The organism is Paenibacillus lentus, assembly GCF_003931855.1.
GTDB classification, from domain to species: domain Bacteria; phylum Bacillota; class Bacilli; order Paenibacillales; family Paenibacillaceae; genus Fontibacillus; species Fontibacillus lentus.
The window spans coordinates 2,935,896-2,959,732 of the sequence record NZ_CP034248.1 but is presented as its reverse complement, the minus strand read 5'-3'; the positions used below and the strand labels follow the sequence as shown (position 1 = coordinate 2,959,732).

Below are 23,837 nucleotides of genomic sequence, written 5' to 3'. Positions count from 1 at the left end.
CTCGCGGTTGTCGTAAATAAAGCACTTAAAAAAGTGTTCTATAGCACCCGGAGGCGGTGCCCATTATTCGTCGTCGGTTAAGGGGTCTCCGTTGGCATCTCGCTTGATCCGCACATAGTCGCCGTAAATCTCCTCAAGAGCAACACCAACCTGCTTATGGGATTTCGGCTGCTGCAGCTCGCTCTTATCCCCTTCTCTAAGCTGTCTTGCTCTACGGGATGCAGCGACAACCAGCGAATATTTGCTGTCCACTTTATCCAACATTCTATCAATAGATGGATACAACATTCTCATCAACACCTCTTTAGTTATTCATCATCAAATCACAGCAAAGCCGTGCTCCGCTATTTTCTAATTTTACAATGCTCTGCTGTAATGATCGCTTCAATTCTTTTGCATGCCAAGTCAATTTCGTCATTTACGACTGCGTAATCATAGTTTTTAAGCAGTGCGATTTCATCCGCAGCTACCGACATCCGATGATCAATCGTCGCCTGACTCTCCGTACCTCGCCCTTGGATACGCCCTTTAAGCTCGTCCAAAGATGGCGGAAGGAGAAACACGAAGATCCCCTCAGGGAACTTCTCCTTCACTTTAAGCGCGCCTTGGACTTCAATTTCCAGAATAATGTCCTTGCCGCTCTCAATCGTCTGCTCAACGAAATCGCGCGGGGTTCCATAATAATTGCCGACATATTCGGCATATTCCAACAACTGGTCATTATCAATCATGTCCATAAACTGCTCACGGGTTTTAAAAAAATAATTTACACCGTGCTCCTCGCCTAGCCGCGGCTGCCTTGTTGTCGCAGACACGGAATACACCAGGTCTGGCAAACGATGTCTAAGTTCATTACAAACCGTTCCTTTTCCTACGCCGGACGGCCCGGATAATACGATTAGTAGCCCTTTTGCCATTGTTCTCTCCATTATTCGTCGTTGTCGTCGTCTTTGATAGATAGACGATGCGCGACCGTCTCCGGCTGAACCGCCGATAAAATGACATGGTCGCTATCCGTTATGATGACTGCTCTAGTGCGACGCCCATAAGTGGCGTCAATCAGCATATGACGGTCTCTCGCCTCCTGAATAATCCGCTTTATAGGCGCCGATTCAGGGCTGACAATGGAAATGATTCGATTCGCCGATACGATATTTCCAAAACCGATGTTAATAAGTTTAATTGCCATGGTTAGGTAGTTCCCCCTAATTTTTCGATTCGCTTCAGTAGGTATATGTTACTCCATGTTTGCTGCCTGTTCGCGAATCTTCTCCAATTCCGCTTTCATTTCTAAAACATGGTTGACTAAGGCCAAATGATTCGCCTTTGATCCGATCGTATTGGTTTCACGATTCATTTCCTGTATTAAGAAATCCAGTTTGCGGCCGATCGGCTCACCGGCATTCAGTAATCCGCGGCACTGCTCAAAATGGCTCTTCAGTCGGATCAATTCCTCGTCGATGTTGGATCGATCCGCAAAAAGCGCAATCTCCATCGCAAACCTCTGCTCATCCACCGCACCCTCAAACAATTCATTGAGGCGCCCCTGCAAGCGGAAACGGTAATCGCTGACCACTTCCGGAGCAAGCCTGGAGATCTCTGCGTGTAATTCGTCCAGCTTCAGCAGCCGACTCTCCAAATCGCGAGCAAGATGAAGACCCTCCTGCTCCCGCATGCGCAAAAGCCCGGACACCGCTTCCTCCAGCCCATCGTGCAGGACCGTCTCCCATCCATCGTCCTGCGATGACGGATCATCCTGGGACAAATCTGGAGCCGTAAGCACATCGGGCAGTGATAAAATGTCCCTTGCGGTTAAATTGGCGCTGACACCATACTCCTGGCTGAGCTCTTCAGCAGCCTGCAAATAAGACTGCACGATGGAAGAGTTCAATACAAATGGCAAAGAGCTGTGATCATCACGCTCTTTGCTAATGTATACATCAATCCGGCCACGCTTAACATGGCGCTGAACGATGCGCCGTAGTCCGTCTTCATAGCACGTCCACTCCCGTGGCATACGAAAAACGATTTCAGCATATCGATGATTGACGGATTTAATTTCAAATTGAATAACATAACCACCATATTGTCTGGCGGACTGTCCGTATCCTGTCATACTGTGAGACAAAGGTATCACATCCGTTACCCTATTGTAATTGATAATTATGAACGAGACAAGTGGCATGGTCGAGGTGCGGTTTTCTCCCAGACATAATTGCTCAAAATGACACTCATTTCATAAAACATAAACGGAGTTATTAAATAAATGCCGTTAAAATGCTCCAATGCCGTGTCCAGCAGTTCCTTGGCAATTTCCACTCCTACCTTGCGCCCTTCTTCGCCTTGCAACCCTTCCATCCGCTTCCTGACACTGTCCGAAAGCCGAATGCCGGGAACCTCATTGTGCAGATATTCGGCATTCTTCCCGCTAGCCAGCGGCATTATGCCGATGAAAATCGGAATATCCAAATGCGCTGTTGCTTCTTTAACCGCAACGATCAACTCTGGGTCGTACACCGGTTGTGTCATAATATAATCAGCACCGGAAGCTATTTTCTTCTCCAAACGCTCGACAGCTTTATTTAAATGCTTCACGTTCGGGTTAAATGCCGCACCGACGACGAACTTCGCTTTCTGCTTCAGCGGCTTGCCAGAAAAGGCTATTCCTTCATTCAATTGTTTGATCATACGGATGATTTCAAAAGATGTTAAATCATACACCGAGCTTGATCCAGGCAAATCGCCGAAGCGGGCTGGATCGCCGGTTACCGCCAGCACGTGGTCGATGCCCAGAGCATCGAAACCCATCATGTGAGATTGGGTGCCGATCAGATTGCGGTCACGGCAAGCGATATGAATAAGCGGTCGCAGTCCAACCTCAGACTGAACAAGATGACCCAAAGCCATATTGCTCATCCGGGTAACTGCCAGCGAATTATCGGCCAGAGTCAAAGCGTCGACACCCGCTTCCTTTAGCGCGGCTGCACCGTCCATAAACTTGCGGATATCCAGATCGCGCGGAGGATCCAGTTCCACAATTACGGTATGTCTCTCCTTAACGAGTTCGACGATGCTCGGATCAGACACTTGTCCGCTGAAAGCGTCCTTAATTGACGTCTCCGGCTCCTCCACGATTATGGAAGGCTGCACCGGAGGCAGTGCCGTTCCTTCCTGTAGGGATTTTGGTGCGTAATTGGAGAGCGCCTCGGCAATCGCCGAAACATGCTCAGGTGTTGTACCGCAGCAGCCGCCAATAAGCCGCGCTCCAAGATCCGCGAATGAAACCGCGCTCTCCCCGAAATACTCCGGGGTTGCTCCATATACATACTCTCCATCTACATAGTCGGCTAAACCCGCATTAGGGAATACGGACAACGGAATATCGAGCGGCCCGTTTAAGTCCTCCATCACACTCATAATCCCTTTAGGACCGGAGTGACAGTTGAAGCCGAGAACGTCTGCGCCTTCCTCACGCAAAATTCCGAAAGCTTCCTTAATACTATAGCCATCCAGCGTACGGCCAAGCTGATCAACAGCAAACTGGCAGATGATCGGAATCGGCGTGGATTTACGAGCCTTACCGAGCGCAATTCGCATCTCCTGCAAGTCATAGAAGGTCTCAAATAGCAGCGCATCAACATCTTCTGTCAGCAACGCGGAAATTTGCTGTTCATAAAATTGATTGAGCTCCTGTACGGAGACATTAACTCTCTTGCCACCACGAATCGATCCTACGGCACCAGCGACATAAGCATCTGCGCCCGCCGCACTTCTAGCGATCCGTACAGCAGCTTTATTGATTTCTTCCACTTTGGATTCCAGTCCAAATTTCGCAAGCTTATAGTAATTCGCCGAAAATGTATTCGTCTCCAGCAACTGCGCTCCAGCTTCTATATAACGGCGATGCACATCGCCGATTACTTCAGGTCTTAACAGATTAAACTCTTCATAAGAAATGCCGACGGGAAAACCCAATTGATATAAATAAGTACCCAGCGCACCATCCCCAACCAACACCTCTTCTTGCATTCTTACGCGTAAGTTCGGCCTCATAGCTTACCTCCACTGCCCTCATTCTATTTCAAACTTATCTTTTAACCTATTCCATGAACTCTAGCACAAGCTAGCGAACATGATGCCTCATAAATGGACTGACTTTCATATTTTCACTCTAATGTACCATAAATTCAGGCTGAATGGTTAGAAAAAGCGTCTGCTGAATTCGTACACAGCGACATTTGTCCACCAGAACATCTTATTCTTTCGAAATCATAAAAAAACGCCGAAAGGCGTCCATTTATGATGTGGCTATATCTCCATACTTAACTATGCTCCCCTTCCCCAGCTTATCAAAACGGGTCTCAAGCCTTTTTCTAAATTACCGATTTACGCTGCCCTCATATACCGTCTCCGCCGGTCCGTTCATATACACATGGTTATCCACCTCGTCCCACTCTACGAATAAATCTCCACCTGGCAGACCGATCCATGCGGCCCGGTTCGTATATCCGTGAAGAACAGAGGAGACCAGTGTTGCACAGGCACCGGTTCCGCAAGCGAGCGTAGCTCCAGCTCCGCGCTCCCACACCCGCATTTCTACTCGATTGCGAGAAATAATCGTAGCGAACTCGACGTTTGTTTTTTGCGGAAAAAAAAGATGGGTCTCGAGCCTCGGTCCCCAGGTGTTCAAATCAAACGATGCTGCGTCTTCAACATAGATAATACAGTGGGGGTTCCCCATCGAGACGGCCGTTACGTTGAACTTCTGGCCAGCGGCTTCTATGGGCCAATCCAATACCGGGCTGGCATCAAGCTTCGTCGGAATAGCTCTGCCGGCAAGGATCGGCTCCCCCATATCAATGCGAACGGACGTGACGACACCGGAATCAGTTTGAAGCACTGCCTGTTGTACGCCTGCACCCAACGTTTCAATGGTTACCCGTTCGCTTCTGACGTAGCCCTTCTCATAAACATATTTACAGACGCAGCGGATGGCATTCCCGCACTGCTCCGCTTCCGTACCATCCGAATTAATGATTCTCATGTTGAAATCCGCTTGTTCGGACGGCAAAATGAACACCAATCCATCAGCCCCGATACCAAAATTGCGATTGCACCATTTCTGCGCAAGATAAGAAGCTTCCTTAGGCAAGGCCTTCTCCCCATAAAAAACGAGAAAATCATTTCCGAGCCCATGCATTTTCGTGAACTCCATCTGAACCACCCCTTCATCGCTTTGCGCTGCAAAGCTAAACTATGGGGTTAGTTTATATTTCAAGGGCTCGGAAAGGTATTGACTTTATGCACGAAAATTTGTACTCTTTGCTGGCATGAAAGGACCCGAATTATTGTATTTACGCCGCTTCTTCCGACCTGACCAGACGCTGCCCGCACCAAGCAGAAACGTCGGAATTCCCGCAGCCACTAGCGTAATAGACCAATCCCTTAGCGAAAGCGGCATCGTTTTGAAAATCGGCTGTAGCGGTTCAAGGTAGATAACTCCAAGCAGCAGGATAATCGAAGATAGTACCGCGATGACAAGCAAACGATTCTGCAAAATGTTGCGGTGAAAAATAGAGCGGGAGCTTCGACAGTCGAACACATGGATCAGTTGAGCCATGACCAGCGTGGCAAACGCTACAGATTGGGCCTTGACGAGCTGATTCTCAGCTCCCGAATGGCTTTGCAGTGTGATCCAGAATGCACCGAGCGTACACAAACCGATGAGCAGTCCGCGGCTGAGTATTTTCCAACCGAGCCGCCTGGCAAAAATATTCTCCGTCGCTCCTCGCGGCTTATGCTCCATGAGATCCTTCTCCGGCTGATCAACGCCCAGCGCCATGGCAGGAAGGCCATCCGTCACTAAATTGACCCACAAAATTTGGATCGGCATGAGCGGCAGCGGTAAGCCGGCCAGCATCGCAAACAGCATCGTCAATATTTCACCCACATTGGAAGCAAGCAGATAGCGGATAAATTTGCGGATATTCTCGTAAATGTTCCGGCCTTCCTCAATAGCAGCAACGATCGACGAGAAATTATCATCGCTCAAAATGAGGGAGGAGGCTTCCTTGGATACATCCGTCCCCGTAATGCCCATAGCAATTCCAATATCGGCCGCTTTAATGGCAGGGGCATCATTCACGCCGTCACCCGTCATGGCAACGACATGGCCTTTGCGCTGGAGCGCTTTTACAATACGCAGCTTGTGCTCTGGAGATACACGAGAATAGACGACCGTGCTGTCCACCTTCTGCTCCAGCTCTTCATCGCTCATCAAGGTCAGTTCTGCACCTGAGATCGATACCCCACCCCGCTGTAAAATACCTAAATCTTGGGCGATCGCTTCGGCGGTCAAGCCGTGATCCCCCGTTATCATCACTGTCTTGATTCCCGCTTTGCGACAGGTCGTTATCGCTTCCCTCGCTTCACGCCGCGGAGGATCGATCATGCCGGTCAAGCCGACGAATACAAGCTGCGACTCTACAGTCTCTTCGCTGTTCACATTTTCCTGCGGCCGAAGCTCCCGATACGCCAGCCCCAGAACGCGCAATGCACGGCGTGCCATTTCTTCATTCGCTGCCTGCACCTTCTGACGCAATGTGCCCGTAAAGGGAACAACTTTGCCCTCCCATAATATATAAGAGCAGCGCTCCAGCAGCATATCAGGCGCCCCCTTGACGAAGGCGAGAGTCCCCCCTTGATGGGATACGACGACGGACATTCTTTTACGTTTAGAATCAAAGGGGTGCTCTTTCTCACGCTTGTATATGCTGCTTAACGAGTTCGCAGTGAGTCCCATTTTAGTCGCAACTGTAACGAGTGCGCCTTCCGTAGGATCTCCCTTCAGTTTCCAGCGGGAGCCAGCAGCCTCTTCCCTGTCTTTTCGCCGATTACGTGCATTGTCCTCTTCTTCCTCCTCATAAATTTCAGCGTTGCTGCATAGGGCGCTAATTTGTAGCAGGCGGCGAAGGCTTTGATCTTGTTTTATATCCAAAGACTGACCCTGCTCCATGATTTGGCCAATCGGCTCATAGCCATCGCCCGTCACTTCCAGCGGACGTCCCTCCAACCAAAGATGCGTTACTGTCATTTTGTTTTGCGTCAGCGTTCCCGTCTTGTCAGAGCATATCACCGAGGCACAGCCAAGCGTCTCCACGGAAGGCAGCTTACGGACAATCGCTTTGCGCTTGATCATCCGCTGTACTCCTAATGCCAGAGCAATCGTCACGATTGCAGGCAGGCCTTCAGGAATGGCTGCAACCGCAAGGCTCACACCGGCAAAGAACATGCTTCCGGCTGGTTGTCCGTGAATGATCCCTACCACGACAACGAGAATAGTCAGACCGAGCGCCAAATAAATCAGTATTTTCCCCAATTGCTCGAGCCTCCGCTGCAGCGGAGTTTCCTGTACCTCCGTGTTCTGGATGAGGTCGGCAATCTTCCCCATTTCCGTCTCCATCCCCGTACGAATGACAACTCCCCGGCCGCTCCCTCGGGTCACCATAGTCCCCATAAAACCGATATTCTTCTGGTCGCCAAGCGGAACCTCTTCCTCCCGGATCGTCTCGGCATGCTTATTTACAGGATGAGATTCCCCGGTTAACGCGGATTCCTCCACATCAAGACTATTGGTGGCGAGCCAGCGAATATCAGCCGGGACACGGTCACCGCTCTCCACGATGACGATATCACCGGGTACAAGCTCTCGAGCCGTAATATCTTTGACGCGTCCTTCCCGCAGAACTTTGGCATGGGGAGCAGACAGCTGTTTGAGTGCCCGGAGCGACCGCTCTGCGCGAAATTCCTGAATAAAACCAAGCACCCCATTCAAAATAATGATGGCTATAATAGTAACGGCGTCCAAGTATTCGCCGAGAAGTCCCGAAATCAATGTCGCTGCCATCAGTACGAGCATCATAAAATCCTTAAATTGATTCAAGAAGAGGAGCAACGGCGACACACTCTGCATCTCCTGCAGCTCGTTCCACCCGCTTTGCTCTTGTCTAAACCGAACCTCTTCCTCGGTCAGACCTTGCTCACGCGAGACGCCGAACCGTTCGAGAAGCTCATCTCCACTCCACTGGTGCCAGTTTTTTAGTTCCATCCTCTCTATTCCCCTCCCGTAATTTACGCAATTTTACAGAGTGAAGGCTTTTCCACCTAGGGTAAATGTATTCGGGCCAGTCCTAAATTATCACAGGGAAGGACTTAAGTTTTTACATGAAGTATGGCATCATAGAGAGAGCGCGCTAAGCGCAAAGGCATTTATAGAGGGAGATTACACATTTATGGCACTTGACGGAATCGTTACGCGTTCTATTGTTCACGAGCTTCAAATTTGTGTGGGCGGACGCATTAATAAAATACACCAGCCATCCACCAGCGATATAATTATTAACCTGCGCTCACAGGGCGGCAATCGGAGGCTTATATTATCGGCCAACCCGACTTATCCGCGAGTACATCTGACGGAGCAATCCTTTCCGAACCCGCAGGAAGCTCCCATGTTCTGCATGCTGCTGCGCAAGCACTGCGAAGGGGGCGTCATTGAAGCGATCACCCAATACGGGATGGAGCGGATTATCGCGTTTGATATCAGGCAGCGCGACGAACTTGGAGACATCTCGTCTAAACGAATCATTGTCGAATTAATGGGCCGTCACAGCAACATCATTCTCGTCGATCCAAGCACGGGAACCCAGTACGACGGAATCCATCACGTAACCCCTTCCATCAGCAGCTACCGGGTTGTTATGCCTGGCTTTACTTATACTGAACCTCCGGAGCAGCACAAGCTGAATCCAATCCAAGCTCGCAAGGAGGACTTTCTATCGGCTTGGCACAAAGCAGGGGAAGAAACCAAATCAAGCTTCTGGCTAGTTCAAGCTTACAGCGGCCTCAGTCCGCTCATCGCGGAAGAAATCTACCACCGTGCTAGTTGCGCTGATGATTCCGCTATGAAGCAAAGTCACCAGGTAACCCCGGAGCTTGAAGACATATGGTCGGCATTTTCTGCAATGATGCTTGATATCGCCCATCATCAATATCAACCGATGTCCGGGAGCAATAGCAAGGGAAAGCATGTATTCTCTGCCGTATCTTTGAGCATGGTGCAGGAGGATATCCGTACATATCCTTCGATTAGCGCCTGCATGGAGGATTATTATGGGGAAAAAGCGCTGCGCGACACAGTAAAGCAAAGAACAAGCGACCTATTGCGTTTTCTGCAAAATGAGCGCAGCAAGAACATAAAGAAGCTGACCAAACTTCAGGAGGACCTCGTGGAAGCCGAGGACGCCGAGCGTTACCGGATTGCCGGGGAATTGCTTCTCGCTTCTCTCCACCAAATTGAGAAAGGCGATAAAAAGGTAGAGCTCATCAATTATTATGATGAGGAGCAGAAATCGGTGACCATAACACTCGACCCGTTGCTCACCCCCTCCGAAAATGCGCAGCGTTACTTCAAAAAATACAATAAATTCAAGAACAGCCTGGAAATCATTGATGAGCAAATGGACATTGCTCGCAAAGAAATTAATTACTTAGAAGGCTTGCTCCAGCAATTAGCTCATGCCACACTAAACGATGTCGATGAAATACGTGAGGAATTGATCCAGCAAGGATATTTGAGAGAACGCAGCGGAAAAAACAAGAAAAAGAAAAAAAATGATCGACCGACACTGCATGTCTATACTTCATCCGAAGGCATCGAAATTTACGTCGGTAAAAATAATTTACAAAACGAATACGTTACAAATCGGCTCGCTAGCCATAATGACACCTGGCTGCATACCAAGGACATTCCGGGCTCCCACGTCGTTATTCGAGGCGCTTCCTACGGAGAGGCAACTTTGAATGAAGCGGCCCAGTTAGCGGCTTATTTCAGCCAAGCGAAAGAATCCAGCAGCGTCCCTGTTGACTACACGCTGATCAAGCATGTTCGCAAACCAAATGGTGCCAAGCCGGGCTTCGTCATCTACGAGCAACAGCGGACCCTGTTCGTCACGCCGGATGAAACACTGATTAAGAGCCTGCCAAATGCAGTCAAATAACGATCAAAACAACAAATCCTTCGACTCTTTATTCCTACCGTGAACAAGGTCGAAGGATTTTTTAGGTTTGTTCTATTTGCTTCCCGCACGGACACGCAACTCATCCAAAACGCGCAGCGGCACCGAACGCGAACCGATGTCCCCGTGAAATACAATGCCCTGCCTTACGCCGTGATAATCGGAGCCGGCGGTCGGAACTAAGTTAAATTGACTAGCGATTTCTAAATAACGCTGTTCCTCACTCACACCATGATCGGAGTGGTATACTTCAATTCCCACGGGCTGCCCGCTGGCAATAATTCGTTTGACCAGCTCATCATCCCCATACAAACCGGGATGGGCCAGCACGGGAGCGCCTCCCGCCTCTCGAATCCATTGCATCGCTTCCTCCGGCGATATCCTTGGGACACTTGCATATGCCGGCTTACCTTCACCGAGATAACGATCGAAGGCATCTCGCATATTATCGGCATAGCCTTTGCGAACCAGGGCATCGGCGATATGCGGGCGGCCGATGCTCTCATCGGGGTGAAGCGGGCGGCCGAGCCCGTCCTTGATTTCTTGTAGCGTCAGCGGCATTCCTAAAGATTGAAGATTTTCCAGAATCAGATCATTACGGATCTCACGCGTAGCTCTCAGCTTCTGAAGCCTGCTTAGCAGTTTCTTATCCGCGATATCGATATAATAGCCCAGCACATGAATATCACGTCCATCTGCTACGGTACTGATTTCAACGCCAGGAACTACCGTAATGCCATATTGCTGTCCGGTCTCAAACGCCTCTTCAATCCCCGCAACTGTGTCATGATCTGTTATCGCTATTCCTGCTAAGCCCTTTTCTTTAGCCAAACGTACATTTTCCGCCGGAGCGTTCATGCCATCGGAAGCCCGAGTGTGAGTGTGCAGATCGTATAGATTTCGAAGTGCAGTATCATTCATTGCCAATCCCTCCTTAACATTATTACAAAGGAAGCTTCTGTTCCCGTAAAAAAGTTAAAAACGTAACTGCAGATACCGGAAGCAGCGTAGACTTCAAGTGAATCGAATAAAATTGCCGCTTAAACGTTACATTCTCGATCTCCAGTACATTCAGTAATCCGAGAGCTAGTTCATGCTTCACAGATGAGGGCGATAAAAAAGTAAGCCCAAAGCCCGCCTCGACCGCCGATTTTACAGCGCCCGTGCTTCCAAGCTCCATCACGATATCCAGTTCGCCGAGATCGATGCCGCTGCGCTCCAATTGTTCTTCCATAACCTGACGGGTTCCAGACCCTTTCTCCCGAAGAACGAATGGATAAGACAGCACTTCCTCCAGCCTCAACTTACCTTTGCTGGAAAGCGGGTGTCCGGCAGGCACGACCAGCTTCAACTCATCTTCCATAACTGGTTCAGATATCATATCCGGATGATGCACCGGAGCCTCAACCAGTCCGAAATTAAGCTGATGGCTGACGATTTCATCAATAATCTGCGTCGTATTCATTACTTTCAGCACAATCGAAATATGCGGATATTGGCGTCCAAACGGCCCCAACAATCGTGGAAGAACATATTCCCCAATCGTGAGGCTGGAACCGAGCAGCAGACGGCCCTCCAGCATGGAGGTAAACTGCGACATCGCCTTTTCGGTCTCGCGCATCAATTCAATGCTTTTTTGTGCATACGGATATAGAGCTTTTCCCGCTTCAGTCAAGTCAATACGCTTCGTCGATCTAACCAGCAGCTTCGTGCCGAAATAATCCTCTAACGATTGAATTTGCATTGTTACCGCAGGTTGTGTCATATGTAGTGCCTGAGCGGCCGCTGAAAAGCTACCTCGCTGGGCGACAGTATAAAAAATATGTAATTGGTGATAATTCAAGGCCATCTTGACTTCACTCCTTCTTATCCAATACCATAGCATGTCTAGACCAACAAAAAAAGCAAACACTCTTATCGTGTCTGCTCTTTTTATTTAAGCTTCCTCTTACCAGAACTAGCCGGATTCATACTTATCTCCGTTTACGGCTGTTCTTGATCAGCGTCATGCGCCGCGAATGCCTAAGCCAGGAATAATAGGATCTGAGGTCTCGAAGTTCAATCGTTTCGGACATACGCCCCAAAAACGTAACGATAATCATTCGATGCATAGGTCTCCCGACCAAATCATACTCGCCGGGAATTTCAGCAAACTCAGCGACCATCACCAAATCATCGTCTACCAAATAAACATCTTCTTCATTGCGATAATAATGTTTGATACGTCCCTGCTTGAGACATTCCCAAGCCCAGCCAGCTATTTTCTCAAATCCTTTATTCGTACGATCTATTCTGTCGCGATACCGCATCATGGCATGGTTAGTGATCACGATATCGGAGACTCTCTTATCGCCTAAAGTTACGTGAAAAGCCTCGTAAGTTCCCCATCGCTCCGTAACCTTGTCTCTCATGACGCACACCTCATGTCTTGTAGTTGATAGGTCTTTGTGACTAAGTATATTTACCTATAATCATACATCACTTTCCATTATTCTACAAGGGAGGCGTTTATCTTAGAACTAAATTTTACCGAAAAGATAATCTCATCTAAAAAAATAATGAGCGCCCTAGGGGCGCTCATCATTAATCCCGTCGTCGTTCTTGTAAGGTTTACACCAAACGGGCTATAAATTTTCATATTAAAAAAACCTAAAGTCCATAATACTGCGTCTTATCTGGAACTTCTCTCTTATATTCCGTCTTTATTTCATTGCGGTAGGATCGTTCAATCTTGCGAACATAAGATAGCTTACGGATATTTCGCATAATGTCTTCTGCTCGATCGGTATTTACATACATGACGACGTAATGCATTCGTCGGGATAAATAATGCACGCTCCCGTACTTCTCCAAATTTCTTGCCGCCTTTAAATCGCTTACCCAAATAATATAGCCTGTACGTTCCGGAAACATGTGACCCCCCCTATTTCGTCGCCCATTCATCATTTGCGCCTGCGATGCAATTCATTCCTAGTTCACCGATGGAAAATCCGGCTGCCCTATCCACAACTGCACTTCCCACCGCTTCCACAGCCGCCGATCGGATTGGGATCATTGCTCGGCACCTTAATCGTGTCGGATACGGCATAAGCAATCGTCTCCGACATTTGATGCAATAATTCATCTAGTTCTTTCTCTGCCGCTTTGAAATTGCGTACGGCCTCGAACTGCTCCAGCTCCTTCTCCACCTCGGCGACTTTGTCTTTCGCCTCATGGTAATTAGGATGGAAGTGACCAAAACGCTGAGTCTCCTCAAAAAGCTCTTTCTGCGCAGCAAGCTTTCTCTTGTAAACCTGAATTTCCGGGTCCTCCTCCACCCGTCTCTTCCAGAACAAATATTCTGAAACCACGGTAGAATTGTTTATCATATCGCCTAATTCATAGGCGCATGTCAAAAGTTCGGCCATGTCGACCGTCTTTAGCTCGGTTACGCTCATGAATTTCAACTCGATTCTATATAGAATGGTCTACTTCAAATATTATTCCTGCAAATTAAGTTTTCAGTAGACTCCATTATAATAACATATTCAGTTTCTGAGCAGAAGGGTTTCATTGCGATTGCCTTCTATCCCAAGCTATTGTCGATCTCCGGAAGCTGTATGTACATGTTCTCCCAATCCTTCGGAGCCAGCATAGCCTCATATCCCTCAGGATCGAAGGGTGTGAACAATTTTCCAGATACCCTCCAATCCTCCCCACCCTCTAAACGGCTTGGGAGGTACTCGACCATTTCTCCGCAAATCTGCAGTACAAGCAGCGTTTGCCATTGTATCGCTTGGCTTACCAATTGTCGGGCCGTGGAAGGATGGTAGATTCTCGCCATCTTAAGCCACATTCCAGGAATCTGCTCTAAACCCGGAAATAATTCAGCCTTCTCAGGAATGGCATCATATAGGCGGCAGGCAGCCATATTTTCCCCACAAAAGAGGATGCCCCACGGAATCACCGCTTCGGACAGATTCCCTTTTTGTTCCCAGGCCCCTGATGTAGGAGAATCAAGTTTTGGAAAAATCACTTCATTCCCCGGCTTTCCCTTTTCACTCCCCCATTCCTCTAATGCACTGGCTATATTATTTGGAATCCCTGCGGAGTATCGATGCAGATAACACAATATGTCTGCCCGAGAGCGGCCCAAGCGAATCCCCTTAGCAACACTATCGTTTGTAATCCGGTAAATGGACAGGCGGTCTGTCACAACGCTTTCGGTGAAGACCTCCAGCTCCCAGCGAACAGCAAATGGCACCTCCGGGGGCACAATTATTTCGAAATCCGGTTGAATGTAAAATCGGATATTTGTTTGTCCATCCTCACTTGGCTTAGCACTAGCAGACGGGGATAATCCCTTGCCCCGAGGTCTATACATCCAGCGAAAAGCATGACCGCCAGCATGGTCGCAGCCCAGCTCCAGCCAGCCGAACCCGCACATAGCCTCCACCCAGCTCCACATCCAGTTTTGCCGGTCCTCGGAAATCTCCGGACGAAGCAGACGTTCCTCTTGAAGCCAAGTAATGAACCTTTCATACGAATACCATTCGCCTTCTAGCCATTCAAGCGACGATAAAACAAAAACAAAATGCTGCAGCTCCGTGTCCGCCGGGACAAATTTCAATAGAACCCTTTGATAAAGCACTTCGTTCATCTCGGCTAGATCTAGGTTAAACCACAGACCGAGCTCGTGCACATTCAGTTCCCATACCTTTAAACCCTGATTGATTATGTTGAGCTCGAGCAGCATATCTAGCATGATAGCGATATGCTCTGGGTAAACATCCTGATGAGGATATTTAAGGGCCAAGCCCTTCACATCCTCTTGCCTTAGTGCAATTTGCTGACTTAATTTTGTCAAGACTCTTTGATGAATAGTTCCTTTAGCCGTAATTGGAAGCTCATTACAGGCGATCCAGACGAGACTCCGGAACAAATCCAATGCCAGCCCCCGCTTGGCTTCCTTCACAAGCCTTACATCGCAGCTGCTCCTCGGCGTAAGCCCTGGTCTGATCCAATATTGTTGAAGCAGGTACAGAAGCTCCTGAGGAATGAAGTATAAGCGGTCGCCCCAGGCTTTGCATACGGAAACTATATATTGCTGACGAAGTAACTCTGGAATTGCTGCCCGTAAATCAGCAGGTGTTATCCGGCCATTGGCAGCCTTGGACAAATGCTCCAGCTTAAAGGGGACTCCGGCGAACTGGCGAAAGATCAATTCTAGGGCACAACGTGCAGGCAGCGCCAGATCCTTTAGGTCGTGATGACTGTCATTTATATTCCACTTCCGAGTCCCCTTCCCTGCGAAGGGCTCGTTGTACTGATGATAGCCCTGCAATTTCAAAGCACCTCCCTCCGGGAGACAGCATCTAAGCAGGATACGTCATCGGGGCGGATAGAGTATTCATATCCCTGCTCTACGAGAAACAGCTGCCGACGCAAAGCAAAGTGCTGCTCCCTGCTGTCCACTGATACTAAACTATAGAAATACGCGACATCTCCCGTTGCTTTCGGGCGCAATATCCGACCTAGTCGCTGCGCCTCCTCCTGCCTTGAGCCGAAGCTGCCCGATATTTGCACAGCCACGGATGCATCCGGGAGATCCACCGCAAAGTTAGCAACCTTAGACACGACGAGCACTTGAAATCGCCGTTCGCGAAAACCCTGAAACAACCGGACTCGCTCCTCCTGTGGCGTGCTTCCGGTAATCAGCGGAGCATGCAGAACTCCGGCCACCTGGGTCAGCTGCTGCAAATATTGGCCGATGATTAAAACTTGCCGGTCTTCATGCAGACGAAGCAATTTTTGTAGCCAGACTATTTTTCGGGGATTTTCTGCCGCTATTCGAAACTTATCGCGTCCTTGGGCGGCTTCATATTCCTCTCTAAGGGAAGGAGACATCGCGACCTGAATTTCCTGGCATTCAACCTTAGCGATATAGCCGCATTTCTCCAGGTCGCGCCAGGGAACCTCATACAGTTTCGGCCCGATGAGCGAGAATACGTCTCGCTCGCACCCGTCCTCCCGAACGAGCGTTGCCGTCAATCCAAGGCGCCTCGTCGCCTGAATGTCTGCCGTAGCACGAAATACGGGCGCCGGGAGTAAATGAACCTCATCGTAAATAATCAGTCCCCAATCCCTCTCGTTAAACAAGCTCATATGCCTGAACTCTTCCTCTTTCCTATGCCGATGGGTCAAAATCTGATAGGTCGACACCGTGACAGGCCGTACCTGTTTCATGTCTCCAGAATACTCCCCGACTTCCTCACGTGCTAACGTTGTCTTCTGGCATATTTCGGCGATCCATTGCCGCACAGAAGTGACGTTCGAGGTTAAGATCAGTGTCTCGCACTGCAGGCGTTCAAGCGCAGCGATTCCAATGACCGTCTTCCCGGCTCCGCACGGTAGTACAATAACTCCACTGCCCCCGTTACCTTGGTATCCGTCCGAAGTTATCGATCCTGCAAACGCCTGAACCCCTTCCACTTGATAATCTCTTAGGGCAAATGGTTGACCGTTGGGAAGCACTGATCGAAGGGCAAGCGACAGAGTGTGTCCACTATGGTAACCCGCCTCATCGATGATCGGGTAACCAAGCCGGGCCATTTCTTGCTTGAGCAGACCGCGGAATACAGCCGGAAAGTGCAGCCTGCTGCCATCCCGCTCCAGTCTAAACGGAGTTAGGGCGGGCTCCTTCTCCAACTGCCGGAGCAGCGATGGATCCGTGCCACGGATTTTAAGACAGAACGTATTCGGCGCATCCTGAGATTTAACCAGAGCTAGCGAACCATAGCGGGATATCCAGGTGCGTATATCCGAGACCACCTTGCCAGGCACCTCCCATCTCGCCAAATTTCGCAGCCGCTCCACCACATCATCCGCAGTCCATCCACTTGCAGCCGCATTCCACAGCGAAAGCGGCGTAATTCGGTATGTATGAAACAAAGCCGGGCTCTTGACCAGCTCTGCGAAACGAGCCAGCTGCAATTTGGCTTGTTCAAAACCAGGATGCTCCTTTTCCAGCAGCACGGTAAAATCACGCTGCACGATACACGCTCCCGTTCCATCCATAACAATGCCCCCTTCTTCTAGGACCGTTCTTAAGTTGCTTTGTATTCAGCATGACTTAACAAAATGCGATATGGAAAAGAAGAAGCCCGCAAGCATTATGCGAACTCCTTCTCTTAAATTTGCTCAGGGCAGAAAATAAATTTAGTGAACTTGATGAGAAATCTCGCTAAGCGCCTCCCCTGCTTCATCAGCAAAATTATTACGTACAGCTAAATCCCCGATCGAGACTACACCGATCAATCGCTCCCCCTCCGTTACAGGCAGGCGGCGAATTTGCTGTTCAGCCATCAATTCAGCCGCATCATCGACCCGAGTGTCCGGTGATGCAGCGCGGATCCCCCGAGTCATCACCGTCTCTACCGCAGTTGAACCGGGATGCTTCTCCGCAATCGCGCGAATGACGAGATCGCGGTCAGTAATAACGCCGATCAGCCGACTTCCATCCTCTACTACAGGAATGAAGCCCGTGTCATGATCCTTCATTTTTACCGCGACTTCATATATATTATCTTGCGGCGATACAGTAACTACTTGATCTGTCATGATATCCTTTACTTTTCTCATTATGCCATCCCTCCATGATTTTTAGATTTCCTAGGAGGCAGCAATATTATTCATCACTCGGCAATTTAGAATAAAAGCAATTTCGCATTATTGCCGATCCGATTGAAAGGCCTGGGTCATCGCGATCAAGAGGCTCGCTGCATGAAGCATCGCTTCTTCATCAAAATCAAATTTCGGATGATGATGCGGATAAACAGCGTTTTTTTCGGGATTTCCGGCCCCTACGAGCATGAAGCAGCCCGGAACCTGCTGCAAATAATAAGCAAAATCCTCAGCAGGCATAATTTGCGGAGAATGCTCTACGGTAAGCCCGACTTCTGTCGCCGCAATATGTTGAAATCTCTCGAATTCTTCCCGATGATTTACGAGGCTCGGATAACCGGCCATATAATCGATGAACGCGCCCGCTCCATAAGCTTGTGCCGTTCCATGGGCCAACTGCTCAATTCGTTCGCGAATTGTCTTCCGCGTCTCCTCATGGAAGCAGCGAACCGTTCCCGCCAATCGACAGGTATCCGCAATTACGTTCTGAGCTGTCCCGCCACGAATCGAGCCGACCGTAAGGACCGCGGGATCGAGTGGATTGACAGAGCGACTGACGACGCTTTGCAGTTGAAGCACTAACGCCGCCCCTGCCACAACGCTGTCTACCGCGGTATGCGGCATTCCGCCGTGTCCTCCTCTTCCAGTCAGCTCGATAAAAAATTCATCTGTCGAAGCCATAAACGCCCCAGGTCTGCTAGCTGTCGTACCGACCGGAATCGGTGTCCATAAATGCACGCCGTAAATGACGTCGACTCCATTCAGCGCACCATCCTTAATCATCGAAAGCGCCCCTCCGGGACATACTTCCTCGGCCGGCTGAAATAGAAGGCGTATTTCACCTTTCAGCGTCTCTTTTCGGACGCTGAAATACTCGGCCACAGCGAGCAATACCGAAGTATGTCCATCGTGTCCGCAAGCGTGCATCACACCCGGAACCTGTGAAGCATACTCGCAAGCCTTCTCATCTTGAATCGGTAGCGCATCCATGTCTGCGCGAAGCGCGACCGTTTTACCGGGTAATTGCCCCTTAATGGTTCCAATGACTCCGTTCCCGCCAACACCTGTAACTATATCCAAGCCGAGCTTCCTCAGCTCATCTGCAACATAGGCCGATGTCTTCTGCTCTTGAAATGACAATTCCGGATATCGATGCAAATACCGCCTCCGTTCAACCATAGCCGGAAAGAACGTTTTTAGCGTTTCCTGTATCATTGAATTCCACTTCCTTCTTGGTCAATAACGTACCCAATTAACGGCAACAAGCCTGCCGTCAAACATTAAGTATTATTGTATCAGAAATCTCGAGCCCCCAATATGTTGCAATTAGCAACAAACAGCGTCACCTCACTATTTTGAAGCGTTTCCTATGCTTGCACAAGTGATTGAAACATAATATCATGAGAGAAGAACTTTTAAGGAGGCATTTTACACGATGATTCTCGAAAATACCGGTTTAAACGGATTAAAGAGCGACTTGTCCTATTTGGACGAATCTGCTGAGAAAGTCGGGTTTATTCGCTGGCAATGGGAATATTACCGGGCTACATACGATTACAAAATAGAATCAAATGACAACGAATACTTCCTTCGTATCAACACCCGTGCCATTGAGGGCAAATTGGAGCGTCCTGACACGGTATTGGAAGTTGAAGCCGTCTATATCGGACGTGCCACATTCCCGCATGGTCTAGAATACGAATCGGAAATTCCGGCATTCGTGCAGAAGACAGCCAACCTTAAGCTAACTGAACTAAAACAACTCCTAGAAGCCTAAGGATCTTGGCATGAGAGACAGCAAATCAGAGCCCAAACGCGGAGCTCCCGATTTTCAACTGCTTATTCTCACCTTGTTATTGGTTGGCTTCGGGATTGTCATGGTGTTCAGCTCCAGCTCCAGCATTACTTTGGTAAGTGAGAAATTTGGTTATGATTTGATGTATTTCACAAAACGTCAAATAGCATTCGGAGGAGTCGGCCTGATTCTTATGTTCATTACGATGAACATTCCTTATGACAAGTTCAAAAAGCTTTTTATTCCCGTTTTTATTGTAACTATCATTATGCTCATACTTGTGCCAATTTTAGCTGATGATATCTTTGGGGCAAGAAGCTGGTTTATGATTTTCGGCCTCGGCGTTCAACCTACCGAGCTGGCCAAGATAGCTACAATACTTTATCTGGCTGCCCTGATTTCGAAAAAAGGGGATCGTTTTCGGGATTTAAGAACAGGCTACATTCCCGTAATGGTCATCGTCGGCTTTGTGGCTGGTCTTATCATGCTACAGCCCGATTTTGGCTCATGCATGATTCTAGTCGCTACCGCAGGCCTGATTATATTTGCCGGCGGAGCAAACTTGAAACATATCTTAGGTTCTATCGCTTTGCTTATTCTTGGAGCCAGCATCGTACTCGGTGCCGGTGCCCTCTTGGAGCAAATCAATCCAAGCGAAAAACAAATGGGCAGCAGCTATAGAGTAGGACGAATTACATCATTCATTAACCCTTGGGCGGATCCGCAGCATACAGGGTATAACATTATCCATTCCTTGACCGCACTTGGACATGGCGGCGTGACAGGGGCAGGCTTCGGCCAAGGCATTCAAAAGCTACACTACCTCCCGAATGCCTATAATGACTTTATTTTCTCGGTCATTGGTGAAGAATTCGGGTTCATTGGCAGCATTATTTTCCTATTGTTGTACATCTATTTTATATGGAGGGGTCTCCTTGTCTCACTGCGCTGCTCAAGTACGTTCGGCTTGTTAACAGGCGTAGGCATTATGGGACTGATCGCTATTCAAGCCTTTGTCAACATTGGGGGCGTAACGCGTACGATTCCTATAACAGGGGTGACTCTGCCATTCATAAGCTACGGCGGCTCCTCTCTACTCGTTATGATGGGAGCGATGGGCATCGTGCTCAGCATCTCGCGCGACTCCTCTCTTCCTGTAAAGCAGGAGCGAACCAAATCCATCGTTGTAAAGGAAGCCTCCCGTGGACCGGGGAATTCGAGATATTCACGCTAATCGTATAAAATCGAAAGAAGACTACGGGAATCCGTAGTCTTCTTCTTAATTCCAGGTTCGGTCAGATTGCCACAAACCATCTATGTACCGAAACCGCTGCACTGTTAGATTTCATCATCCTTAAATGCAACGCCCTCTACTTTCACATTGACTTCCACGGCTTTAAGTCCTGTCATGCTTTCGACTGCTTCACGGACATTCTGCTGCAACATGCGACATACCTCATGAATCGGCGTCTCATACAGCACAATAATACGGAGATCGATTGCTGCTTCCAACTGACCGACTTCTACGGTGACGCCTTTTTGCACGTTCTTGCCACTTAACCGCTTCGCCCATCCCTCGGACAAGCCACCGGACATTGCTGCGATTCCCGGTGTTTCGAGGGCAGCCATCCCAGCGATTTTGGCAACGACGTCATCTGAAATTCGAATAAGCCCATTATCTAACTGTAATTGTTCGGTCATGGTTCATTCCTCCTTCAACCTCATTATTATTTATTGTAAATCCTTCGCTCTTTTAAAGCAAATGGGGAATATTCTTTTTTTGCATCGTTTTTATTTCCACGAAATGGTTATACTAATTTGAACTCAATTCGTATTGTTATACTATCCGCAACCCCATTTCACTCAAGCCGAGGAGCCATGATGCAAATGCGAAAATATTTGACGCCGTCTCTATTAATGATTTTCTTTATACTCAGTGCCGTAGGACATTACTTACATTGGTCAGCCACTTTGCAGTTTATCATATCCGCTATTTCCGTCATCTTCGTTGCCGGATTTCTTGGTAAAGCGCAGCCATTGGCGTATCGGTCTTCATCGCCAAATCGATTACCCAAGATGGGCAGACGAACTGGTACGAAGGTTTGCTTTTACTTACTGTCTACGCGATTCTCGGTGTTTCATTCTTCCTCGTTTGACAGGATGGCGGGCAATGCTTAAAACCAAATATAACAGGATAAAAATAAAAAAGCGTACAGCATGTGGCTCTCACAGCTTGTACGCTTTCTGTTAGTATGTAAGCCTGTCTACTACTAAACAGGCTACTCTCTATTGTTCATCGCTTCGTATAACAGAGCTAAATTTCGTTCCAGCTTATTCACAAGCTGTTTGCCTGTTAATTCTTGAATGAGCCCGACACGAACCGCATAATCAACCTGTCTGGAGAAACCGTACATCTGGGTATCCAATACTTCCTCATAGAGAGGGCAGTAACGCGTAGCCAGGTTCTCCATCTGTACTTCGATCAGCTTCTGTATTTTATCTGCATCTTCCTGCAGAAGATTTAATGCTTTCAGATTCAGTTGCTCCTGCAAATCAGATGAAGTCATGTTTCTTCCCCCCTATGTCCATAAAGTCGATCTCATCTACTCTATTCTTAATATTAGACGAAATCGGAAGCCAATACAAGAACCTCTCAAAATAATCCGCTTCCCAAGTGTCTCCAAATAGATATGATATTTGCCACAACTATGCCAAAAGACACAAATTCTCAAAAAAAGCACTCCTGCCTGTAAGCGGCAAGAGTGCTTCTTTGAACGAATCTTATTCGGCTACGACCTTCACGTTCAAACCATGCTTCTTAAAAACTTCGGATACGGCTGCCTTCGCTTCGTCCGCATCTGGTCCGTGAACGTGCAATTCATAGCTTTGCGTGTTCACGAGCGTCGTGAAGAGACCCAAAATACTCTTTACATCAATATACTTATTGTCTGCTTGAAGAACGATCGATGATGCAAATTTGCCCGCTGTTTGGGCAATTTCAACTACCGCTTGATTGTTGTTCGCCACTTAGAATCCCTCCGCGTCTCACTTTGGAATAAATATATTACCATGATACATTGAATCCGCTTCCCTAGCAAGTTCAATTATCGTTTATTTCAAGTTCTCCGGATTCAATCCTTCTAGTTCCGGCAATACAAAAATGCCATCTTTGCGGATGAGTACATCATCGAAATAAATCTCCCCGCCGCCATATTCCGGACGTTGAATCAGCACCAAATCCCAGTGGATCGACGATTTGTTCCCATTAAACGCTTCCTCATAAGCTTGCCCTGGCGTGAAATGAAGGCTGCCGGCAATCTTCTCATCGAACAGAATATCCTTCATCGGATGCAAAATATAAGGATTAAATCCGATCGCAAACTCACCGATAAATCTGGAGCCGTCGTCCGTATCCAAAATTTTATTCAGGTTGTCCGTATCGTTGCTGGTTGCCTCAACGATCTTCCCCTTCTCGAAACGGAATTTAATGTTCTCGAACGTAATTCCATTATACAAAGTAGGCGTATTATAACTGATCGTTCCATTTACGGAGTCTCTTACCGGCGCGGTGTAGACTTCACCGTCTGGGATGTTGTGCTCTCCTGAACATTTAATGGCTCCTATCCCTTTAATGGAGAAGGACAAATCAGTACCTGGACCAGTTATCCGGACTTTGTCCGTACGTTTCATTAAATCAGCCAACGCGTCCTGAGCCCGATCCATCTTAGCATAATCCAGATTGCACACATCGAAATAAAAATTCTCGAATGCTTCAGTGCTAGTATTGGCCAATTGTGCCATACTAGCATTCGGGTAACGAAGAACGACCCACTTCGTATGCTTCACTCGCTGCTCACTATGTACCGGATGAGAGTAGAGTGAATTGTAAAGCTTCATTTTATCTTCTGGAACATCAGACAGCTCGTTTACATTCGTACCTGCACGGATGCCGATATAACAATCCATCTGTTTCATCCGGTTCAGATCAATCTCTGCCCACGTTCTCATTTGCTCTTCACTTGCATATTTGAAAAGTGAACGTTGCACCGTTCGGTCGGTTAGTTCAACGAAAGCATTCCCGCCCTTTTTGCCAACCTCTTCGATGATCGCGATCAGTAAATCCCGTTCATTACCGATCATTTCAACAAGCACATTCTCTCCTGGTTGAACATTGACTGAATATCCAACCAAATTCTCTGCCAATTTCTGTATTCTTGGATCTCGCATACAGACATACGCCTCCTCTGATTTACATAAGCAGCATCTGATAAACTAGGATAAGGCGCTGCTTCTCTAGTTGAACAGTG

General features: G+C 48.2%; 23 protein-coding genes and 1 pseudogene. 4 read left to right on the top strand and 20 right to left on the bottom strand.

Features of this window, described 5'->3' with window-relative positions; translation table 11 throughout:
- Nucleotides 1–63 precede the first annotated feature (63 nt).
- The 7 genes from rpoZ to EIM92_RS13145 all read right to left on the bottom strand — a co-directional run bounded on the left by rpoZ (nt 64) and on the right by EIM92_RS13145 (nt 8,107).
- Nucleotides 64–288, bottom strand: coding sequence for a DNA-directed RNA polymerase subunit omega (gene rpoZ / locus EIM92_RS13175; protein ID WP_125085170.1), 225 nt, complete (start codon nt 286–288; stop codon nt 64–66).
- Nucleotides 289–344: 56 nt separating this feature from the next.
- Nucleotides 345–917 carry a guanylate kinase gene (gene gmk / locus EIM92_RS13170; RefSeq protein ID WP_125083028.1) on the bottom strand — a complete coding sequence of 191 codons (573 nt, stop codon included), beginning with the start codon at nt 915–917 and terminating at the stop codon, nt 345–347.
- 11 nt (nt 918–928) lie between these two features.
- Nucleotides 929–1,189: an extracellular matrix/biofilm regulator RemA gene (gene remA, locus EIM92_RS13165; RefSeq protein ID WP_019639066.1), complete on the bottom strand. Its 261-nt coding sequence runs from the start codon at nt 1,187–1,189 to the stop codon at nt 929–931.
- A 48-nt stretch (nt 1,190–1,237) separates the two neighbouring features.
- Nucleotides 1,238–2,128, bottom strand: a complete 891-nt coding sequence (locus EIM92_RS13160; protein WP_125083027.1) for a YicC/YloC family endoribonuclease — start codon at nt 2,126–2,128, stop codon at nt 1,238–1,240.
- Between the two features lie 35 nt (nt 2,129–2,163).
- Complete coding sequence (locus EIM92_RS13155; protein WP_125083026.1) at nt 2,164–4,053, bottom strand: bifunctional homocysteine S-methyltransferase/methylenetetrahydrofolate reductase; 1,890 nt, start codon at nt 4,051–4,053, stop codon at nt 2,164–2,166.
- A 325-nt stretch (nt 4,054–4,378) separates the two neighbouring features.
- A complete protein-coding gene (gene dapF, locus EIM92_RS13150; protein ID WP_125083025.1) occupies nt 4,379–5,215 on the bottom strand; it encodes a diaminopimelate epimerase in 837 nt (278 codons plus the stop codon).
- Between the two features lie 84 nt (nt 5,216–5,299).
- The gene (locus tag EIM92_RS13145) at nt 5,300–8,107 is read right to left on the bottom strand and encodes a calcium-translocating P-type ATPase, SERCA-type (RefSeq protein WP_125083024.1); all 2,808 of its coding nucleotides are present in this window, start codon (nt 8,105–8,107) and stop codon (nt 5,300–5,302) included.
- Between the two features lie 184 nt (nt 8,108–8,291).
- Between EIM92_RS13145 and EIM92_RS13140 the strand changes: the two genes are divergently transcribed.
- On the top strand, nt 8,292–10,055 hold the full coding sequence (locus EIM92_RS13140; protein WP_125083023.1) for an Rqc2 family fibronectin-binding protein: 1,764 nt from the start codon (nt 8,292–8,294) through the stop codon (nt 10,053–10,055).
- 72 nt (nt 10,056–10,127) lie between these two features.
- Here EIM92_RS13140 and EIM92_RS13135 read toward each other — a convergent pair whose 3' ends face one another.
- The 9 genes from EIM92_RS13135 to EIM92_RS13095 all read right to left on the bottom strand — a co-directional run bounded on the left by EIM92_RS13135 (nt 10,128) and on the right by EIM92_RS13095 (nt 18,950).
- On the bottom strand, nt 10,128–10,994 hold the full coding sequence (locus EIM92_RS13135) for a PHP domain-containing protein (RefSeq protein ID WP_125083022.1): 867 nt from the start codon (nt 10,992–10,994) through the stop codon (nt 10,128–10,130).
- A 22-nt stretch (nt 10,995–11,016) separates the two neighbouring features.
- The gene (locus EIM92_RS13130) at nt 11,017–11,922 is read right to left on the bottom strand and encodes a selenium metabolism-associated LysR family transcriptional regulator (protein WP_125083021.1); all 906 of its coding nucleotides are present in this window, start codon (nt 11,920–11,922) and stop codon (nt 11,017–11,019) included.
- A 124-nt stretch (nt 11,923–12,046) separates the two neighbouring features.
- Nucleotides 12,047–12,484, bottom strand: a complete 438-nt coding sequence (locus EIM92_RS13125) for a hypothetical protein (RefSeq protein ID WP_125083020.1) — start codon at nt 12,482–12,484, stop codon at nt 12,047–12,049.
- Nucleotides 12,485–12,722: 238 nt separating this feature from the next.
- Nucleotides 12,723–12,986 carry a YlbG family protein gene (locus EIM92_RS13120; RefSeq protein ID WP_125083019.1) on the bottom strand — a complete coding sequence of 88 codons (264 nt, stop codon included), beginning with the start codon at nt 12,984–12,986 and terminating at the stop codon, nt 12,723–12,725.
- 86 nt (nt 12,987–13,072) lie between these two features.
- Nucleotides 13,073–13,510 carry a YlbF/YmcA family competence regulator gene (locus EIM92_RS13115; RefSeq protein WP_125083018.1) on the bottom strand — a complete coding sequence of 146 codons (438 nt, stop codon included), beginning with the start codon at nt 13,508–13,510 and terminating at the stop codon, nt 13,073–13,075.
- Nucleotides 13,511–13,638: 128 nt separating this feature from the next.
- On the bottom strand, nt 13,639–15,402 hold the full coding sequence (locus tag EIM92_RS13110; protein WP_164515099.1) for a helicase-associated domain-containing protein: 1,764 nt from the start codon (nt 15,400–15,402) through the stop codon (nt 13,639–13,641).
- Entirely contained in the window at nt 15,399–17,129 is a 1,731-nt protein-coding gene (locus EIM92_RS13105; RefSeq protein ID WP_125083016.1) for a DNA repair helicase XPB, read from the bottom strand. Before EIM92_RS13105 ends, EIM92_RS13110 begins: the two co-directional genes overlap by 4 nt.
- Nucleotides 17,130–17,270: 141 nt before the next feature.
- Complete coding sequence (locus EIM92_RS13100) at nt 17,271–17,693, bottom strand: CBS domain-containing protein (protein WP_125083015.1); 423 nt, start codon at nt 17,691–17,693, stop codon at nt 17,271–17,273.
- A gap of 87 nt (nt 17,694–17,780) precedes the next feature.
- Entirely contained in the window at nt 17,781–18,950 is a 1,170-nt protein-coding gene (locus EIM92_RS13095; protein WP_125083014.1) for a M20 family metallopeptidase, read from the bottom strand.
- A gap of 220 nt (nt 18,951–19,170) precedes the next feature.
- On the opposite strand from EIM92_RS13095, the gene EIM92_RS13090 reads away from it, so the two are divergent.
- Both EIM92_RS13090 and ftsW read left to right on the top strand, forming a co-directional pair.
- A complete protein-coding gene (locus EIM92_RS13090; RefSeq protein WP_125083013.1) occupies nt 19,171–19,512 on the top strand; it encodes a YugN family protein in 342 nt (113 codons plus the stop codon).
- A 10-nt stretch (nt 19,513–19,522) separates the two neighbouring features.
- The gene (gene ftsW, locus EIM92_RS13085; RefSeq protein WP_125083012.1) at nt 19,523–20,764 is read left to right on the top strand and encodes a putative lipid II flippase FtsW; all 1,242 of its coding nucleotides are present in this window, start codon (nt 19,523–19,525) and stop codon (nt 20,762–20,764) included.
- A 104-nt stretch (nt 20,765–20,868) separates the two neighbouring features.
- Here ftsW and EIM92_RS13080 read toward each other — a convergent pair whose 3' ends face one another.
- Nucleotides 20,869–21,231 carry an Asp23/Gls24 family envelope stress response protein gene (locus EIM92_RS13080; protein ID WP_125083011.1) on the bottom strand — a complete coding sequence of 121 codons (363 nt, stop codon included), beginning with the start codon at nt 21,229–21,231 and terminating at the stop codon, nt 20,869–20,871.
- 332 nt (nt 21,232–21,563) lie between these two features.
- Between EIM92_RS13080 and EIM92_RS24220 the strand changes: the two are divergent.
- Nucleotides 21,564–21,686, top strand: a pseudogene (locus EIM92_RS24220) (calcium/proton exchanger); the annotation flags it as partial.
- Between the two features lie 123 nt (nt 21,687–21,809).
- Here the strand turns inward: EIM92_RS24220 and EIM92_RS13065 are convergent.
- From EIM92_RS13065 to EIM92_RS13055, 3 genes are all read right to left on the bottom strand, one after another.
- The gene (locus EIM92_RS13065) at nt 21,810–22,097 is read right to left on the bottom strand and encodes an Fpa/YlaN family protein (protein WP_125083010.1); all 288 of its coding nucleotides are present in this window, start codon (nt 22,095–22,097) and stop codon (nt 21,810–21,812) included.
- A 214-nt stretch (nt 22,098–22,311) separates the two neighbouring features.
- Nucleotides 22,312–22,557 carry an HPr family phosphocarrier protein gene (locus tag EIM92_RS13060; RefSeq protein ID WP_125083009.1) on the bottom strand — a complete coding sequence of 82 codons (246 nt, stop codon included), beginning with the start codon at nt 22,555–22,557 and terminating at the stop codon, nt 22,312–22,314.
- Nucleotides 22,558–22,641: 84 nt separating this feature from the next.
- Entirely contained in the window at nt 22,642–23,757 is a 1,116-nt protein-coding gene (locus EIM92_RS13055; protein WP_125083008.1) for an aminopeptidase, read from the bottom strand.
- Nucleotides 23,758–23,837: the final 80 nt, after the last annotated feature.

Bases quoted from the DNA above. Each gene is read 5' to 3' on its own strand.
- EIM92_RS13100 (WP_125083015.1), bottom strand. From the start codon at position 17,693: ATGAGAAAAGTAAAGGATATCATGACAGATCAAGTAGTTACTGTATCG.
- EIM92_RS13140 (WP_125083023.1), top strand. From the start codon at position 8,292: ATGGCACTTGACGGAATCGTTACGCGTTCTATTGTTCACGAGCTTCAA.
- rpoZ (WP_125085170.1), bottom strand. From the start codon at position 288: ATGTTGTATCCATCTATTGATAGAATGTTGGATAAAGTGGACAGCAAA.
- gmk (WP_125083028.1), bottom strand. From the start codon at position 917: ATGGCAAAAGGGCTACTAATCGTATTATCCGGGCCGTCCGGCGTAGGA.
- EIM92_RS13090 (WP_125083013.1), top strand. From the start codon at position 19,171: ATGATTCTCGAAAATACCGGTTTAAACGGATTAAAGAGCGACTTGTCC.
- EIM92_RS13145 (WP_125083024.1), bottom strand. From the start codon at position 8,107: ATGGAACTAAAAAACTGGCACCAGTGGAGTGGAGATGAGCTTCTCGAA.
- ftsW (WP_125083012.1), top strand. From the start codon at position 19,523: ATGAGAGACAGCAAATCAGAGCCCAAACGCGGAGCTCCCGATTTTCAA.
- EIM92_RS13120 (WP_125083019.1), bottom strand. From the start codon at position 12,986: ATGTTTCCGGAACGTACAGGCTATATTATTTGGGTAAGCGATTTAAAG.
- dapF (WP_125083025.1), bottom strand. From the start codon at position 5,215: ATGGAGTTCACGAAAATGCATGGGCTCGGAAATGATTTTCTCGTTTTT.
- EIM92_RS13135 (WP_125083022.1), bottom strand. From the start codon at position 10,994: ATGAATGATACTGCACTTCGAAATCTATACGATCTGCACACTCACACT.
- EIM92_RS13055 (WP_125083008.1), bottom strand. From the start codon at position 23,757: ATGCGAGATCCAAGAATACAGAAATTGGCAGAGAATTTGGTTGGATAT.
- EIM92_RS13130 (WP_125083021.1), bottom strand. From the start codon at position 11,922: ATGGCCTTGAATTATCACCAATTACATATTTTTTATACTGTCGCCCAG.
- EIM92_RS13155 (WP_125083026.1), bottom strand. From the start codon at position 4,053: ATGAGGCCGAACTTACGCGTAAGAATGCAAGAAGAGGTGTTGGTTGGG.
- EIM92_RS13080 (WP_125083011.1), bottom strand. From the start codon at position 21,231: ATGACCGAACAATTACAGTTAGATAATGGGCTTATTCGAATTTCAGAT.
- remA (WP_019639066.1), bottom strand. From the start codon at position 1,189: ATGGCAATTAAACTTATTAACATCGGTTTTGGAAATATCGTATCGGCG.
- EIM92_RS13065 (WP_125083010.1), bottom strand. From the start codon at position 22,097: ATGACTTCATCTGATTTGCAGGAGCAACTGAATCTGAAAGCATTAAAT.
- EIM92_RS13105 (WP_125083016.1), bottom strand. From the start codon at position 17,129: ATGGATGGAACGGGAGCGTGTATCGTGCAGCGTGATTTTACCGTGCTG.
- EIM92_RS13095 (WP_125083014.1), bottom strand. From the start codon at position 18,950: ATGATACAGGAAACGCTAAAAACGTTCTTTCCGGCTATGGTTGAACGG.
- EIM92_RS13125 (WP_125083020.1), bottom strand. From the start codon at position 12,484: ATGAGAGACAAGGTTACGGAGCGATGGGGAACTTACGAGGCTTTTCAC.
- EIM92_RS13115 (WP_125083018.1), bottom strand. From the start codon at position 13,510: ATGAGCGTAACCGAGCTAAAGACGGTCGACATGGCCGAACTTTTGACA.